Below are 16,494 nucleotides of genomic sequence, written 5' to 3'. Positions count from 1 at the left end.
GATCCCGGCGCCGGCGGGGACCGCCAGTGGAGGGTGTCATCGCCACGCAGTGTGACCGCTGTGGACGCACGGCAGCCGCGGACGACCGCTTCTGCGGCGGCTGCGGCAACGAGCTGGGCGCGGTCTGTCCGCACTGTCTCCGCCCGCTCGCCCGGGACGTGGCGTTCTGCACCTCCTGCGGCGCTGCCCGGCCGGGCAGCGAGCGGCAGCCGGCCCCGCAGGAGGACCGCCGCCGGGTCAGCGTGCTCTTCGTCGACCTGATCGACTTCACCCCGTACGTCGAGCGGGCCGACCCGGAGCTGGTGCGCGGCATGCAGACCGGCTTCTTCTCGGCCGCCCGCCGCGTCGTGGGGCAGTACGGCGGCGTGGTGGAGAAGTACATCGGCGACGCGGTGATGGCCCTGTTCGGTGCGCCGGTGGCGACCGAGACCGACGCCCTGCGCTGCGTGCGGGCCGGCCTGGAGCTGCAACGGGTGCTGACCCGGTTCGCCCCCGCCGGGGCGGACGCGCTGCGCTTCCGGGTCGGGGTGGCCACGGGCGAGGCGCTGGTCGACGTGGCCGCCGCCCGCGACGGCGGCCAGGCGATCGTGGCCGGCGACGTGGTCAACACGGCCTCCCGGATGCAGTCGGTCGCGCCGCCGGGCGGGGTGCTGGTCTGCGGCATGACGCACGCGCTCACCCGCGACGCGATCCGCTACTCCGAGCAGCCGCCGGTGACCCTGCGCGGGCGGTCGACGACGACCGAGGTGTGGCTGGCCCTGTCCCCCGTACGCCGGCAGCCGACCGACCGGCAGCCGGACGTCACGCCGCTGATCGACCGCGAGCACGAGCTGGGGATGCTGGTCAACGCCCTGCACCGGTCGTTGCGTGACCGGCGCCCGCAGGTGGTGACCGTCTTCGGCCGGGCGGGGCTGGGCAAGAGCCGGCTGGTACGGGAGCTGTACCGGCACGTGGACCAACTCGTCGACGAGCCGTTGACCTGGCGGATCGGGCGGTGCCCGCCGTTCGGCGAGAACGTGACGTTCGCGGCGCTGGCCGACATCGTCAAGTCCGAGGCCGGCATCCTCGACACCGACCCGGCGTCCAGCGCCGCCCAGCGGCTCGCCTCCGCCGTCGGCGAGCTGGTCGGCCCGGGCGAGCGCCAGCGCGTCGTCGACGCCCTGCGGCCGCTGGTGGGCCTGCCGGGGACCGCGCTGCCGGCCGAGGAGACCGAGTCGGCGTGGCGGCGTTTCCTGCTCGCGCTGGCCGCGCGCCGGCCGACCGTGCTGGTCTTCGAGGACCTGCACTGGGCCGACGACGCGATGCTGCGCTTCGTGGAGCTGCTCGGCACCGCCGCCCGGGACGTGCCGCTGTTGCTGCTCTGCACCGCCCGCCCGGAACTCGTCGACCGGGATCCGACCTGGGCGGGGACGATCACCGGCTCGGTGACCATCACCCTGCCCCCGCTGCGGGACACGGGCATCGCCGCGCTCTATGCCCACATGTTCGGCCGGGCCGCCTTCTCCGCCGACATGCTCACCCCGCTGATCGAGGTGGCCGGCGGCAACCCGCTCTACGCCCACGAGTACGTCCGGATGCTCATCGAGCAGGGCGCGTTGCGCCAGTCCGGGCGGGGCTGGTCGCTGGAGAAGCACCTCGACCTGCCGATGCCGGAGAGCGTGCACGCCGTCATCGCCAACCGCATCGACCTGCTCGACGCCAAGGAACGCACGGTGCTGCTGGCCGCCGCCGTGGTCGGCGTGCAGTTCTGGCCGGGCGCGGTGGCCGCCGCGCTGGGGCAGCCCGTCGAGTCGGTGGAGCGCGCGCTGCGCCGGCTGGAGCAACGCGACTTCGTGCACGAGCAGGCCGCCTCCACCATGGCCGGGCAGCCCGAGTACCGGTTCCGGCACGTGCTGGTGCGCGACGTCTGCTACCAGCGGCTGCCCCGTACCGAGCGGGTGGCGCGGCACGAGCGGACGGCACAGTGGCTCGACATGCTCTCGCAGAGCCGCGACACCGACCTGGCGGAGGTGCTGGCCCACCACCGGTGGGCGGCCCACGAGATCGCGCGGTCGCTGGGCATGGAGATCGGCGGGTTCGCCGGCGCCGCGCGGGCCGCGCTGCACCGGGCGGCCCGCCGGGCGTACGCGCTGCACAGCCTCGACGTGGCGGCGAACCACGCCGGTCGGGCGCTCGGGCTGGCCGACGACTCCGACCCGGTGGGCCGGCTCCAGTTGGAGCTGCTCAGCACCGAGATCTCGTTCTACCGCGACGGCAACGGTTTCCTCTCCGGCGGCGGCCCGGAGCAGATGCAGGCGCTCGCCGACCGGCTGCTCGCCCACGGCGACGACGCGTGCGCGGCCCGCGCCTGGACGCTGCTCGGTCAGGCCGCGTGGCTACGCGCCGACCGGGCCGCCGCCCTGGCCTGCCTGGACCGGGCCGTGCAGCTCTTCGCCCCGCTGCCGGACAGCTCCCAGAAGGCGGACGCCTACGCCGAGCTGGGCCGGCTGCACATGCTCAACTACGAGCGGGACCCGGCGGTCGTCGCCGCGGAACGGGCGGCGGAGATCGGCGAGCGGCTGGGGCTGGCCGAGACCCGCACCAACGCCCGGATCACCTCGGCGATCGCCCGCTACCAGGCCGGCGACCGGTCCGGCCTCGACGACCTGCACGCGATCGTCGAGGTCAGCCGCGCCGGTCAGTTGATCGCCCTGCCCCGGGCCATGCAGAACCTCGCCTACGCCGTCTGCGAGGAGGGCGACTGGCTGCGCTCCGACGCCCTGCTCTCGTCGTTGCCGACGCGCAAGGCCAGCGGGCAGACACTGACCACGAGCTACTCGGCGGAGGCGATGCGCGCCTGGTTCGAGGGCGACTTCGACCGGCTGCTGGCCGCCGCCGAGGCCTTCGTGGACACCCCGACGGGCAGCTGGGACATGCAGGTACGCGGCCTGCGCTCCTGCCTGCTGGTGCTGCGCGGCGAGCGGGTGCCGCCGGCCCGCGCCGAGGGCGACGCCGCGTTCCAGGACGACGTGGCCGCCGCGCTCGACGCCGCGCGGCGCAGCGGATTCCACCGGCTGCACTGGACGATGCTGGGGATGGGCGCGCTCTGCCGGGCGTTGCAGGGGCGCCGGGAGGAGGCGGCGACGCTGATCGACGAGCTGGCCGACTCCTGGTCGGCCGTGCCGGCGCTGGCCAGCGGCGAGTGGATCGCGGCGGCCGGTTACGCGGCGAGCCTCGCCGGGCGGGCCTCGGCGGCGCGGGTGCGCGCGATGCTGGACCGGGTGGGTCACCGTACGCCCTGGTCGGAGGCGGCGCTGCGGACGGTGACCGGCGCGCTGGCCGCCGCGGACGGCGACCACCGGCGGGCCGCGGAGCTGCACCTGGCCGGGGCGGGGATCTACGCCGGCATCCCGGACGTGACCGACCGGATGCTCGCGCTGACCTTCGCCACGGTGGAGCTGGAGCGGGCCGGCGAGTCGACGGCGGGCCGCCCGGAGCTTGCCGAGCTGCGGGCCTTCGCGCTGCGCAACGACGCCCCCGTCCTGCTGGACCTGGCCCGCCCCTCGACGGCCCCCGCCGTCGCCTGCTGACCCGCCCGCCGGGGGGGGGCGACGTGTCGCGGTCCCGCCCCGGTGTCGTCCCCGCCGGTCCCGCGTCAGGCGGCGACGGGCTCGCGGGCGGTGGTGAGCTGCGCCTTGGCCTTCTGCGCGTACGTGTCGACGTACTCGCGGCCGGAAAGCTCCATCAGCTCGTACATGATCTCGTCGGTCACCGCGCGCTCGACGTACCGGTCACCGGCCATCCCGGCGTAGCGCGAGAAGTCCAGCGGCGGGCCGAACCGGATCCGCACCCGGGCGATCTTCGGGATCAGCTTGCCGGGCGGCTGGATCTCGTCGGCGTTGAGCATCGCCGTCGGGATCACCACGGCGCCGCTCTCCAGAGCCAGGCGGGCCACGCCGGTCTTGCCCCGGTAGAGCCGCCCGTCGGGCGAGCGGGTGCCCTCGGGATAGATGCCGGCGATGCCGCCCGCGCGCAGCACCCGCAGTTGGGTGTCCAGGGCCGCCCTGGCCGCCTGGCCGCCCGAGCGGTCCACCGGGATGGTGCCGGCGCCCACGAAGAACATCTTCGTCAGCCAGCCCTTGATGCCCTTGCCGGTAAAGTACTCGGCCTTGGCGATGAACGTCACCCGCCGCTTCACGACCAGCGGTGTGAAGATCGAGTCGGAGAACGACAGGTGGTTGCTGGCGAGGATCACCGGCCCGGTGTCGGGCACGTGGTGCAGCCCCTCGACCTGCGGGCGGAAGACCAGCCTCAGCAGCGGGCCGAGGAGGACGTACTTCATCAGCCAGTACAGCACCGGCGTCCTTTCCCAGAGGTGGTCGCGACGCCGCCGCGATCGCCGCGGAAGGTGTCGTGGGCAAGCCTACGAACCCGATGCCGGCCGCCACAACGTGATCCGGCCGGCGAGCCGGCCGCGTCCAGCTCGGACCGTGGCGGCGGGCCACAGGAGACGGACGGTCGACGGCGGAGGGTGTCGCCTGTCGACGTACCGCCGCCGGTCGGGGATACCGCGCCGGGCGACGGCGGGTCGGGACCGGCGTCGGCCCCGCCGGGCGGCCGCCGGCGCCTACGCTCGTGGGGTGCGGGAGGCCGGGGCGCAGCGGAGAGCGGGCGGGCTGCCCCGGGCCACGGCGCTGGACCTGCTCATGGGCGGCGCCGTGTCGACCGTCGTGGCGGCGGCGATCACCGCGGACCTGGGCGGTGACCGGGGGCGGGACGTGCCCGCCTACCTGTTCGCGGTCGGGCTCGGCGCGCTCGTGCTCCTGCGCCGCCGCGCGCCGGCGACCGTGCTGGTGGTCAGCGCCGCCGGCCTGGTGGCCTACTACGTGGCCGGCTACCCGCCGGTCGGGTTGGCCCTCCCCCTCGCCGCGGCGCTCTACTCGGCCGCCGAGGCCGGGCAGCTGCGCTGGGCGGTGCTCGTGGGGGTCGGCCTGCTCGTCGTCTCCACCACGTTCCGCGCGGTGCAGGGCGCGAGCGTCGCGTACCTCGTCGGCTTCGAGCTGGCCTCCAGCGTGGCCATCATGGCCGCCGCGGTCGCGCTCGGCGACGGGGTCCGCTCCCGGCGGCTGCGGCGCCGGGAGCAGCGGTGGCGGGTGCGGCAGCTGGAACGCGACCACGCCCGGGAGGCGGCGCGCCGGGTCGAGGAGGAGCGGCTGCGCATCGCCCGGGACCTGCACGACGTGATCGCCCACCACATCTCCGTCATCTCGCTGCACGCCGGCGTGGCCGACGAGGCCCTCGACGACGACCCGGTCGCCGCCCGGGCCGCCCTGGGGCACGTCCGCTCGGCCACCACCCAGGTCGCCCGGGAGCTGCGCACCACCCTCGGCCTGCTGCGCGACCCGGCCGGGGCCGAGCCCCGCCAGCCGGTGGCGGGACTGGCCCGGCTGGAGGACCTGGCCGCCGGCGCGCGGGCCGCCGGGCTGCGCGTCGCCGTGCACCGGCGGGGCGAGCTGACCGGCCTGCCCGCCGCCGTCGACTCGACCGCCTACCGGGTGGTCCAGGAGGCACTGACCAACGCCCTGCGCCACGCCGACGCGAGCGTCGTCGAGATCGACGTCGTCCGCGGCCCCCGCACCGTCGACGTCGCCGTCCGCGACGACGGACGCGGGCAGCGCGGGGACGCCCCGCGCGGGTACGGGCTCGGCGGCATGCGGGAGCGCACCGCCCTGCTCGGCGGCACCGTCACCGCCGGCAACCGGTCCGGCGGCGGTTTCGAGGTACGCGCCGAACTGCCCCTGGGAGGGACCACGTGATCCGGGTGGGACTCGTCGACGACCAGCACCTGGTCCGCGCGGGGCTGCGCGCCCTGCTGAACCGGGCCCCGGACATCGAGGTCGTCGGCGAGGCCGGCGACGGCGACGCGGCGTACCGGCTGGCGGTCAGCGAGCGGCCCGACGTGCTGCTGATGGACGTGCGGATGCCCGGCACGGACGGCATCGAGGCCACCCGCCGGATCGTCGCCGACGAGCGGCTCGCCGGCGTACGGGTCGTCGTGCTCACCACGTTCGACACCGACGAGTACGTCTTCGAGGCGATCCGGGCCGGCGCGTCCGGTTTCCTGCTCAAGGACACCGGCCCCGACGACCTGCGGGGGGCGGTACGCATCGTCCGGGCCGGGGAGGCCCTGCTCTCTCCCGCGGTGACGCGGCGGGTCATGACGGCGGTACGCGCCCGGGGGCGGGAGCCGGATCCGGCCCGGCTGGCGACGCTGACCGCCCGGGAGCGCGAGGTGCTGGCCGAGGTGGCCGCCGGCCGGTCGAACGACGAGATCGGCGCGGTCCTGCACATCAGCCCGGCGACCGCCCGCACCTACGTGAGCCGCCTGCTGGGCAAGCTGCACGCCCGGGACCGCTCGCAGCTCGTCGTGGCCGCGTACGAGAGCGGCCTGGTACGGCCCGGCGCGGCGCGCGACCCGGACTGACCGGCGGGCGGCCGGGTCGCCGGAGGCGGGAACCGTCCGCCTCCGGCGAGGGCGCTGCCGCTGCCACCGACGGGACTGCCCGCCGCCGCTGAGGGGCTCAGTTGAAAAGGATTCAGCAAGAACGGACATATAACCCTGTCGCGACCTGCGGCAGGGGCCCTGACTTCGTACGCCGCGCCACAAGGCACTCCCGGAACGGGGCCCGGACGTGTCACGATTCAAGGCACGGCGTGCGGGTCGGCGCCGAGGGGGCTCAGGCGGCCGCGCCGCGGGCGCGTGATGAGGAGGATGTCCGGTGTCAGCGGGTGGAGCCCGCCGGGGACGGCGGGACAACGGGCTCGACGCGAGCGAGTACGCCGTCGCCGGCGACGTGGATCCGCGCGTCGGTGAGCACCTGCTCGACGTCCTCGCCGCCGGCGGAATCGCCGCCTACCTCCAGCCCTCGGCCGACCTGAACCCCGTCACCCGCACCACCACCGTCCCGTCCCGGCCGGTCGACCGGCTCTACGTCGACCGGTCGCACCTGGGGACCGCGCGGGACTACCTGGACCAGCTCGCGGACGAGACGACCCCCGCGAAGCCCCGCGAGGACGAGCCGGACATCGAGGCCGAGTGGGCCCGCATCGTCGCCGGCTTCCACACCACCGCCCCCCGCGGCGACGCCAACCCGTGGCCCGCCGCCGAGGACGTGGACGACACGCCCGGGCCGACAGGCGGCCCGGTGACCATCGGCACGCCGGACGAGCCGGCCGGGCCGACCGCCACCGACGTGCGTCGACTGCCGTACGCGGCCGACATCTCGGGGGTCTCGCTCTCCCGGGGCCCGCAGGACGAGCCCTCGCTGCTCGACGGGCTGGACACCTTCGGCGCCGACCTGCCCGACGACGAGGGCGAGGACGAGCGCTACAACCCGCCGCCGCCTCCGCCCCTGCCGCGCCTGTCGAAGTACGCCGTGGTCGGCGTACTGGCCATGGTGCTCGGCTTCGTGCTCTTCCTGTTCCCCTCGGTCTTTCCCGTGGCCGACCCGTCGGTGGTCAACCTGTTCGGCTTCACCGGCATCCTGGCCGGCTTCGTCGCGTTGATCTGGCGGCTGCGGCCCGGCGGGGACGACGACGAGCGCGACCCCGACGACGGCGCGGTGGTCTGACGCGCCCGTCCGCCGGCCGTCAACCGACCCGAGGCTCCCCGCACCCGCACCGCACCGCTGCCCGCATCCCGGGACGACGGCCGCCCCGCGCCGGGGGCGAAACACTGGTGTAACTTACTGTCAGTAGGAATACCGCTGTCCGTCACATCCCCCGCTGACTGCCCGGTTGTTCCTCCGCTGCGGCGGTCACTCCCTGCTGATCGGAATGCCCGAGATGCGACAGAGTTCCCTCGTGGTGGTCGCCAACCGCCTGCCCATCGACGACAGTGTGGCGCCCGACGGTGCCTGCGAGTGGCGCCGCAGTCCCGGCGGTCTCGTCAGCGCCCTGCACCCCCTCCTGCGGCACACGCCCGCAACCTGGGTCGGGTGGGCCGGCGGCACCGGCCCGGCGCCCGCCCTGCCCGACGTCGACGGTGTCCGCATGCACACCGTCGCGCTGAGCACGGAAGACCTGCGTGACCACTACGAGGGCTTCGCCAACGCCACCCTCTGGCCGCTCTACCACGACTCGGTGGAGCAACCGGAGTACCACCGGCGCTGGTGGGAGGCGTACCAGCGGGTCAACCAGCGGTTCGCGCAGGCCACGGCCGACGTGGCCGAACCCGGCGCGGTGGTCTGGGTGCAGGACTACCACCTGCAACTGGTGCCCGGCCTGCTCCGTCAGCTACGGCCGGACCTGCGGATCGGCTTCTTCCTGCACGTGCCCTTCCCGCCGCCCGAGCTGTTCATGCAGCTCCCACGCCGGGCCGAGCTGCTGCGCGGGATGCTCGGCGCCGACCTGATCGGCTTCCAGCGTTCCCAGGCCGCGCACAACTTCGCCCAACTGGCGGTGAAGGTGCTCGGCCTGCCCGCCACCGACCGGCGGATCGCCGTCGACGAGCGGGTGGTGCGCATCGGCGCCTTCCCCGTCTCCATCGACACCGCCGAGATGGCCGCGCTGGCCGCCCGGCCCGACGTCGCCGAGCGGGCCGACCGGCTGCGCCGCGACCTCGGCAGCCCCGGGCAGGTGATCCTCAGCGTCGACCGGATGGACTACACCAAGGGCATCGAGCAGCGGCTCAAGGCGTACAGCGAGCTGATCGCCGGCGGGCAGGTGAAGGTCCGCGACACGGTACTCGTGCAGGTGGCGGTGCCCAGCCGGGAGCGGGTCGGGCAGTACCAGATCCTCCGCGAGCGGGTGGAACGCGAGGTCGGGCGGATCAACGGCGAGTTCGGCCGGGTCGGCGAGCCCGCGATCCACTACCTGACCCAGCCGTTCGACCGCGCCGAGCTGGCCGCGCTCTACCGGGTCGCCGACGTGATGGCGGTGACCCCGCTGCGCGACGGGATGAACCTCGTCGCCAAGGAGTACGTCGCCGCCCGGGTCGACGACACGGGCGCGCTGCTGCTCAGCGAGTTCGCCGGCGCCGCCGCCGAACTTCCGCAGGCACACCTGGTCAACCCGCACGACCTGGAAGGGCTCAAGCAGGGGCTGCTCGAGGCGTTGCGGGCGAGCCCCGACGACCTCGGCACGCGGATGCGGGCCATGCGGGCGCACCTGCACCGGCACGACATCCGGGCGTGGGCCCGCTCCTACCTCACCGCCCTCGACGAGAGCGGGTCGCTGCTGACCCGGCTGGGCGCGGCCAGCTGACGCCGACAACGCCGTCGCGGCGCGTGCATGCCCGTACCGGTCAGGGGCGACCGGCCGGTGCCGGTTCCTTCTCCAGCCAGTCGAGGATCGCGTCGATCGGCTCCCGCCACCGGGCGTCGAGCATCATGTCGTGCCCCATGCCGGGAAAGAGCAGGGGCGCCGAGCCGTACCGCCGCGCCGCCCGGGTCAACGCCGCCGCCGGGACGATCCGGTCGTCGGGGCTGCCCAGCACCAGCATCGGCGGGTCGCCCACCGCCGGCTCCGCGGCCCGCCCCGTCAGCAGCTGCCACTGGGCGCGCCGGGCGGCCCGCCCCAGCCGGCCCACGTACCGGCGGGCCTCGGGCTCGGGCAGCTCCCGGCTGAACAGCTGACGGCGGTGCAGCCGCAGCGGCCCGCCGAAGACCGCCGGCAACGTGCCGACCGGGTTGCGCCGCAGCGCCGCGCCGAACGTCGCCCAGCCGCCGAGCACCGGCGCGACCAGCACCGCGGCCCGGGCCGGGTAGCGGGCCAGCGCGTGGGCGACCACGAGCGCCCCGGCGCCGTGCCCCACCAGCACCGCCTGGCGCGGCAGGCCCGCCGCCACCTGGGTCACGTCGTGGGCGTACGCCCGCAGCGTCGCCTCCGGCGCCGGTCCGCTGTCGCCGTGCCCGCGCAGGCTCAGCGCGTACGCCGGGAAGCCCCGGGACGCGGCGTGGCCGAGCCAGTGCTCGGCGAACGTCCAGGCGCCGTGGCCGAAGCCCGGTACGAAGAGCAGCGGCGGGCGCCCCTGCTCCACCTCGGGAGCCGCGCCGAGCACCTCACGCCGGACCGGACGGACCGGCCGGGCCCACTCCCGCCCCCGCATGACCCGTAGTTTCACTTGTCCTCCAGGTCGTGCAGCGCGCGTTGGACGGCGCGCAGGTAGTCGGCGTGGCCCACCTCGAACCAGTGCCGGCTGCTGTCCTTGACCGGTCCGGTGTACCGCTCCCCCGCCTTCGCGGCTACCCGGGCGGCGAAGGCGTTCGCCCGGTCGGGACGGGTCACCCGCAGCCGCAGCAGCCGGGCGAAGAGCACCGCCTGCCAGTGCGACAGGGGGAAGACGCCCGAGTCCGGCTGCACCAGCCCGGTCACGGCCAGCGTGGGGCGGCCGGGGACGAAGGCGTTCAGCCACAGCTTCGGGCGCCCCTGCCCCGCGTCGTCGCCCAGCAGGGCGGGGTCCAGGAACTCGAAGCGCGGCAGGTAGCCGGTGGCGAAGACGACCAGCTCCGGGTCGATCTGCCGGCCGTCGGAGAGCTCGACGGCGTACGGGTGGAAGCGCGCGACGTCCGGCACCGGCGCGATCCCGCCGTGCCCCACGTAGTAGACGAGCTGGCTGTTGGCGATCGGGTGCGTCTCGTAGACCCGGTGGTCGGGCTTCGGCAGGCCGAACCGGGTCAGGTCGCCGACGGTCAGCCGCAGCGTCCAGTGGTAGAGCCACTGCCGTACCCGCCGCGGCACGCGCAGCGCCAGCAGCGCGTCGTTGACCTGGTCGGCGGGGCGGCCGAGGACGTACTTCGGGGCGTACCAGTAGCCCCGGCGGGTCGAGTGCCAGCAGCGCGACGCCTGCTGGGCGGCCTCGACGGCGATGTCGCAACCGGTGTTGCCGGCGCCCACCACCAGCACCCGCTTGCCGCGCAGCTGCGCGGGGTCCTTGTAGGACGAGGCGTGCATGACCTCGCCCCGGAACTCCTCCAGCCCTTCGTAGCGCGGCAGCTTCGGCGACCAGTTGTGACCGTTGGCGACCACCACGGCCGCGTAGCGGGAGGTGCGCTCCGGGCCGTACCCGCCGGTGCTGCGGGTGGTGACGTCCCAGCGGTCCCCGGCCACGGGCTCCACCCGGACGACCTCGGTGCCGAACCAGACGTGCCCGCGCAGGTCGAAGTGGTCGGCGTACCGCTCGAAGTAGGACAGCAGCTGACTGTGGTGCGGGTAGTCCGGCCAGTCGTCGGGCATCGGGAAGTCGGGGAACTGCGTGAACGGCCGCGAGGAGATCAGGTGCGTGCTCGCGTACACCGGGCTGCGGTCGTGTCGCCAGTTCCAGGCGCCGCCGACGCCGGTCTCCCGCTCGTAGCAGTCGACGCCGAAGCCGTGCTCCTTCAGGTTCTTGATGGCCGTGAGACCGCTGGCCCCGGCGCCGATGACGCAGACGGTGTCGCCCCGGTCGGAGACCGGCCGGCCGTCGCGGGTCAGGGCGAGCGTGCTCGCCTCCGGGTCGGGCCGGCCGTGGTCGGTGGAGGTGGACACCGGAAATCTCCTTTTGTGCGGCACGAGTGCCGGTCGCGCAGCATCCTCCCCACAACGGAGCGGGTTGTCCAGCCCCCGGCGCGGCGGACGGTCAGTCGGCGGCGGGCAGCAGCAGGTCGACCAGGACCGGGAAGTGGTCGCTGGCGCGGCGGGTCTGCGGGGTGTCCACCACGTCGTAGTCGACCACGGTGACGCGCGGGTCGACGAAGAGCGCGTCGATCCGCCGGCGTGGATCCGCGCAGGAGTAGGTGAGCCGGTCGGCCCGGTCCATCGCCACGGCGGCGTCGGTCAGCCCACGCGCGACGGTGGCCCAGGCCGGCCCGTCCGGGCCCTCGTTCAGGTCGGCCGCGACGATCAGCGGCCCGGCGACGGCGTCCAGCTCGCGCTTGAACAACGCGGCCTGCGCGGGCCGCTCGGCCGGATCGGTGGACAGATGCGACCCGGCCAGGGTGAACCGGGCCGCCCCGGCGACCACGCACTCGGCGTACGCGGCGCCGCGCAGGTGCCGGCCGGGGGTGAGCGGGAACCGCTGGCACCGCTCGGCGACCACCCGCACCCGCAGGTTGGTCAGCAGCAGGTTGCCCAGCGAGGGCAGCCCGCCGGCCGCCACCACCAGGCCGAACGACTCCGCCAGGGCCGCCGACTTCTGCCGCCACCGGAACCGGCGCGGCCCCTCCTGCACGAGCACCACGTCCGGCCTGGCGTCACGGACCACCGCCGCCAGCGCGGCCGTGTCGTCGCGCTGGCTGTGGATGTTGTACGACACGACACGCAGCGGCACACCCTGGCTCTGCGTCACGGTCACCGCCTCAGATCCGGCGGGCCAGGTCGGCGGCGCCGATGACACCGGCGGTGTTGCCCAGCTCGGCCGGGCGGATCTCGGCGACCGGGAGCCGGCTGCGCTGGGCGAGGGCGTCGGTGAACGACCGGCGGGTCGGGCCGAGCAGCAGGTCCCCGGCCTCGATCACCCCGCCGCCGACGACGAGCACCTGCGGGTCGAGGATCTGCGCCATGTCGGCGAGGCTGGTGCCGAGCCAGCGCCCGACCTGCGCGAACGCCTCGACGGAGACCGGGTCGCCGGCCTGCGCGGCGGCGGTGACCATGGGCCCGGAGACCGACTCCGCCTCGCCGCCGGCCAGGTCCAGCAGGGCGGCGGCGCGGTGCGGCTCCTGCCGGGCGGCGGCGCGGGCGAAGCGCACCAGGGCGCTGCCGCTGGCGTACTGCTCGATGCAGCCGAGCCGGCCGCAGCCGCACTGGTGGCCGTCGGGCACCGTCAGCATGTGGCCCAGCTCGGCGGCGATGCCGTTGGCGCCGCGCAGCAGTCCCCCGCCGAACACGATGCCGCCGCCGACGCCGGTGCCGATGGTGAACATGACCATCGAGTCGTCGGCGTCGCGGGCGGCGCCGTAACGGAACTCCGCCCAGGCCGCCACGTTGCCGTCGTTCTCCACGATCACCGGCAGGCCGGTCGCGGCGCTGACGTAGTCGCGCAGGGGCTCGTCGCGCCACGCCAGGTTCGGGGCGAACAGCACCGTGGAGCGGCTGGCGTCGATCCAGCCCGCCGCGCCGATGCCGACCGCCTCGATCTCGCGCCCGGTGGCCAGCTCGCGGACCAGTTCGATGATGACGTCCCGGGTCTTGGCGACGTCGTCGGCGGGGGTGTCCCGTCGGGCCTGCACGAGGACCGTGCCGGCGGCGTCCACGACACCACCGGCCACCTTCGTGCCACCGACGTCGACTCCGATGGTCAGCGTCACCGCTGCCACTCCCCTCTGCTGTGCTGCCCGCACCGCGCCGGCGGACGACCGGCGCGTGGTCGGGACGTGCGTTGGTCAGGCCCCGTCGCCCGGGGACTGCTCGCCCTCGTCGCCGGGTGCCCGGGACGTGGGCACCACGGGCCCGCCGGTGGACGTCCGGACGGTCACCGCGGCGGCCGGCCCGGCGACGTCGACGGGCGGTACGGCACCCGGTGCGGCTCCGTCCTCCGCCCGCGTGGCGGCGGACCAGACGTCCCGTTCCGGTGCCGGCTGAGAATCATGCCCGCTACGGGTGGCCTCGCGCCACACGTGGTCGTCCTCGCCACCCGTGCCCGGGGCCGTATCCGCTCCGGCGGACGCGTCGGCGGGCGGCTCGGGCGGGGCGAAGGCGCGCAGCAGGCTGGCCACACCCGCCGCCAGGTCGCCCGCGCCGGTGGCGAGACGCTCGGCGAATTCGGGACTCGGGTCGCGCAGGGCGGCGATACCCCGGCAGACCGGGCAGACACAGCATTCGGCCGCACCGGTGGCGAAACCGCCCCCGGACGGCCCGGCCGACGCACCCGGGTCGCCACTGTGACCGAGGACACTCGACACGATCCCACCGAGCGGACCCCACTGGCCGTCCTTCGAGCCGGCCGCCGCCAGCCGGGCGGCGGCCAGCGCCGTGGCGACCAGACGTTCGGCCTCTTCCCGGGCCGAACCCGGATCCGTTGCACCCATGGTCGGCTCCCCTACCCTGCCGCGGGACGCGTCACTGCGCCGCACCGGGTGCTTCTACCCGGCGCTTGAGCTGCTTCAACGCCGCGTCCATGATCATTTTTTCGGCCTTGCGACGGAACATGCCGAGCATCCCGACGGAGAGCTCGACCTCCAGGGTGTAGGTCACCGTCGTGCTGCCGTCCGGGTTGGCCTCCAGGTCGTACGAGCCGCGCTGGAACTTCTGCATCTTCGAGGGCGCCACCAGGTGCCACTCGATCCGGGACAGGTCCTCGGCGTACTCGTAGGCCAGCACGTACTCGTCGGCCAGCACGCCGGCGTCGATGGTGAACCGGACCTGGCTGGCGTAGCCGTCCTCGTACTCCTCGATCACCTCCACCCGCCGCATCGCCTCGGTCCACTCCGGGTAGCTCGGGAAGTCGCAGATGACCGCCGCCACCCGGTCCGGTGACGCGCCGACGACGATCGACTGGGTCGAGGTGTCCGCCATGCAGGGAGGCTACCCGCCGGCGGCGACGCCCACGCCGCGCCGCCCCGGGCACGCCGGGCGGGGCGCTCCCGACGCCACGCGGGGCGCTCCGGCGGCGGCCTGCGGACAGGCTGGACGACCTGCCTTTTCGTCCCGGCCGCCGGGGCGGGTAGGTTTCGACAGAGCCGACCCGTGGTGGCGGCAGGCCAGGCCAGTGTGAGTACGAGGGAGTGCAGGTGCGCGAGTTCTCCGTCCCGCCAATCGTCACCGTCGGCGACGCGGCCAACCTCACCGACCCGGTCTGGGACAACGCCGAGGTCGCCCCGGACGCGGTCCAGTTCGTCCGCCCCGGCGGCGCGGACGGCACCTGGGCCGACGTCACCTGCGGGCAGTTCCGCGACGAGGTCGTGGCGGTGGCCCGGGGCCTGGTCGCCGCCGGCGTGCAGCCCGGCGACCGGGTCGGCCTGATGAGCCGCACCCGCTACGAGTGGACCCTGCTGGACTACGCCATCTGGGCGGCCGGCGCGGTCACCGTGCCGATCTACGAGACCTCCAGCGCCGAGCAGGCCGCCTGGATCCTGTCCGACTCCGGCGCCGTGGCCTGCGTGGTGGAGAGCAACGCGCACGCCACCCTTCTCGCCGGTGTCCGGGACCGGCTGCCCGAGCTGCGCCACGTCTGGCAGATCGACCTCGACGCGGTGGACGAACTCGTCCGCACCGGCGACACGGTCGACCCGGCCGAGATCGACCGGCGGCGGGCCACGGTGCGCGCCGACGACCTCGCCACCATCATCTACACCAGCGGCACCACCGGCCGCCCCAAGGGCTGCGTGCTGACCCACCGCAACATGTACGCCGACATCGCCAACGCGGTGCCGGTGCTGCCCAACCTGTTCGGGCCGGGCGCCTCGACCCTGCTCTTCCTGCCGCTGGCCCACGCCTTCGCCCGGCTCATCCAGATCGGCGTGGTGCAGGCGCGGGCCACCATGCGGCACTGCGCGGACACCAGGAACCTGGTCGCCGAGCTGCAGGACTTCCGCCCCACCTTCGTGCTCTCGGTCCCCCGCGTGTTCGAGAAGGTCTACAACGGTGCCAAGCAGAAGGCCGAGGCCGAGGGGAAGGGCAAGATCTTCGCCCGGGCGGAGCAGGTCGCCATCGCGTACAGCGAGGCGCTGGAGACCTCCGGCGGGCCCGGCCTGGCGCTGCGCGCGCAGCACGCGCTCTTCGACAAGCTGGTCTACCGCAAGCTGCGGGCGGCGCTGGGCGGCCGGTGCCGCGACGCCATCTCCGGCGGCGCCCCGCTCGGCGCCCGGCTCGGCCACTTCTTCCGCGGTATCGGCGTGAACGTGTGCGAGGGCTACGGCCTGACGGAGACCTCCCCGGCCGCCGCCGCGAACCTGCCCGACGCGACCCGGATCGGCTCGGTCGGCCGCCCGCTGCCGGGGGTCACCATCCGGATCGACGACGACGGCGAGATCCTGATCGCCGGCGACCTGATCTTCCAGGGCTACTGGCGCAACGAGGCGGCGACCGCCGAGGCGCTCAGCGCGGACGGCTGGTTCCGCACCGGCGACCTGGGCCAGCTCGACAACGACGGCTTCCTGAGCATCACCGGCCGGAAGAAGGAGATCATCGTGACGGCCGGCGGCAAGAACGTCGCCCCGGCGGTGCTGGAGGACCAGGTACGCGCCCACCCGCTGGTCAGCCAGTGCGTGGTGGTCGGCGACCGGGCGCCGTTCATCGCCGCGCTGGTCACCGTCGACGAGGAGGCGCTGCCGCGCTGGCTCGCCTCGGCCGGTCTGCCCGAGGACACCCCCGTCGAGAAGCTGCGCGACCACGAGGGGCTGCGCGCCGAGATCCAGGGTGCGGTCGACACCGCCAACCAGGCGGTCTCCAAGGCCGAGGCGATCAAGGTGTTCCGGATCCTGCCCCGCGACTTCACCGAGGCGACCGGCGAGCTGACCCCCTCCCTGAAGGTCAAGCGGCAGGTCGTGCACAAGTCGTACGCGGCAGAGATCGCGGACATCTACCGCGGCTGACTACGAT

13 protein-coding genes are annotated in these 16,494 nt (G+C 74.7%); 6 read left to right on the top strand and 7 right to left on the bottom strand.

Annotation, left to right across the window (positions count from 1 at the left end; genetic code table 11):
• Positions 1-26: 26 nt before the first annotated feature.
• Positions 27-3,569, top strand: coding sequence for an ATP-binding protein (locus tag ACGFIG_RS12590; RefSeq protein WP_393002111.1), 3,543 nt, complete (start codon positions 27-29; stop codon positions 3,567-3,569).
• A 65-nt stretch (positions 3,570-3,634) separates the two neighbouring features.
• On the opposite strand, the gene ACGFIG_RS12585 is transcribed toward ACGFIG_RS12590, so the two are convergent.
• The gene (locus ACGFIG_RS12585) at positions 3,635-4,336 is read right to left on the bottom strand and encodes a lysophospholipid acyltransferase family protein (protein WP_393002109.1); all 702 of its coding nucleotides are present in this window, start codon (positions 4,334-4,336) and stop codon (positions 3,635-3,637) included.
• A 283-nt stretch (positions 4,337-4,619) separates the two neighbouring features.
• On the opposite strand from ACGFIG_RS12585, the gene ACGFIG_RS12580 reads away from it, so the two are divergent.
• The 4 genes from ACGFIG_RS12580 to ACGFIG_RS12565 all read left to right on the top strand — a co-directional run bounded on the left by ACGFIG_RS12580 (position 4,620) and on the right by ACGFIG_RS12565 (position 9,243).
• On the top strand, positions 4,620-5,795 hold the full coding sequence (locus ACGFIG_RS12580; protein WP_393002106.1) for a sensor histidine kinase: 1,176 nt from the start codon (positions 4,620-4,622) through the stop codon (positions 5,793-5,795).
• Positions 5,792-6,463, top strand: a complete 672-nt coding sequence (locus ACGFIG_RS12575) for a response regulator (RefSeq protein ID WP_393002104.1) — start codon at positions 5,792-5,794, stop codon at positions 6,461-6,463. The genes ACGFIG_RS12580 and ACGFIG_RS12575 overlap by 4 nt, the downstream gene beginning before the upstream one ends.
• A 295-nt stretch (positions 6,464-6,758) precedes the next feature.
• Positions 6,759-7,610 carry a DUF308 domain-containing protein gene (locus ACGFIG_RS12570; protein ID WP_393002102.1) on the top strand — a complete coding sequence of 284 codons (852 nt, stop codon included), beginning with the start codon at positions 6,759-6,761 and terminating at the stop codon, positions 7,608-7,610.
• A 214-nt stretch (positions 7,611-7,824) separates the two neighbouring features.
• Positions 7,825-9,243 carry a trehalose-6-phosphate synthase gene (locus ACGFIG_RS12565; RefSeq protein ID WP_393002100.1) on the top strand — a complete coding sequence of 473 codons (1,419 nt, stop codon included), beginning with the start codon at positions 7,825-7,827 and terminating at the stop codon, positions 9,241-9,243.
• 40 nt (positions 9,244-9,283) lie between these two features.
• On the opposite strand, the gene ACGFIG_RS12560 is transcribed toward ACGFIG_RS12565, so the two are convergent.
• From ACGFIG_RS12560 to ACGFIG_RS12535, 6 genes are all read right to left on the bottom strand, one after another.
• Complete coding sequence (locus ACGFIG_RS12560; RefSeq protein ID WP_393002903.1) at positions 9,284-10,087, bottom strand: alpha/beta hydrolase; 804 nt, start codon at positions 10,085-10,087, stop codon at positions 9,284-9,286.
• Positions 10,088-10,098: 11 nt separating this feature from the next.
• Positions 10,099-11,505 carry a flavin-containing monooxygenase gene (locus tag ACGFIG_RS12555; RefSeq protein ID WP_393002098.1) on the bottom strand — a complete coding sequence of 469 codons (1,407 nt, stop codon included), beginning with the start codon at positions 11,503-11,505 and terminating at the stop codon, positions 10,099-10,101.
• Positions 11,506-11,596: 91 nt separating this feature from the next.
• Positions 11,597-12,304: an endonuclease/exonuclease/phosphatase family protein gene (locus ACGFIG_RS12550; protein ID WP_393002096.1), complete on the bottom strand. Its 708-nt coding sequence runs from the start codon at positions 12,302-12,304 to the stop codon at positions 11,597-11,599.
• A gap of 10 nt (positions 12,305-12,314) precedes the next feature.
• Positions 12,315-13,262 carry an ROK family glucokinase gene (locus ACGFIG_RS12545; RefSeq protein WP_393002094.1) on the bottom strand — a complete coding sequence of 316 codons (948 nt, stop codon included), beginning with the start codon at positions 13,260-13,262 and terminating at the stop codon, positions 12,315-12,317.
• A gap of 75 nt (positions 13,263-13,337) precedes the next feature.
• The gene (locus ACGFIG_RS12540; RefSeq protein WP_393002092.1) at positions 13,338-13,982 is read right to left on the bottom strand and encodes a hypothetical protein; all 645 of its coding nucleotides are present in this window, start codon (positions 13,980-13,982) and stop codon (positions 13,338-13,340) included.
• Between the two features lie 31 nt (positions 13,983-14,013).
• On the bottom strand, positions 14,014-14,469 hold the full coding sequence (locus tag ACGFIG_RS12535; RefSeq protein ID WP_393002090.1) for an SRPBCC family protein: 456 nt from the start codon (positions 14,467-14,469) through the stop codon (positions 14,014-14,016).
• A gap of 215 nt (positions 14,470-14,684) precedes the next feature.
• On the opposite strand from ACGFIG_RS12535, the gene ACGFIG_RS12530 reads away from it, so the two are divergent.
• Complete coding sequence (locus ACGFIG_RS12530) at positions 14,685-16,487, top strand: AMP-dependent synthetase/ligase (RefSeq protein WP_393002088.1); 1,803 nt, start codon at positions 14,685-14,687, stop codon at positions 16,485-16,487.
• Positions 16,488-16,494 lie beyond the last annotated feature (7 nt).

Source organism: Micromonospora sp. NPDC049048, assembly GCF_043197615.1.
GTDB lineage: Bacteria > Actinomycetota > Actinomycetes > Mycobacteriales > Micromonosporaceae > Micromonospora.
This window is presented reverse-complemented; position numbering and strand designations above follow the sequence as displayed.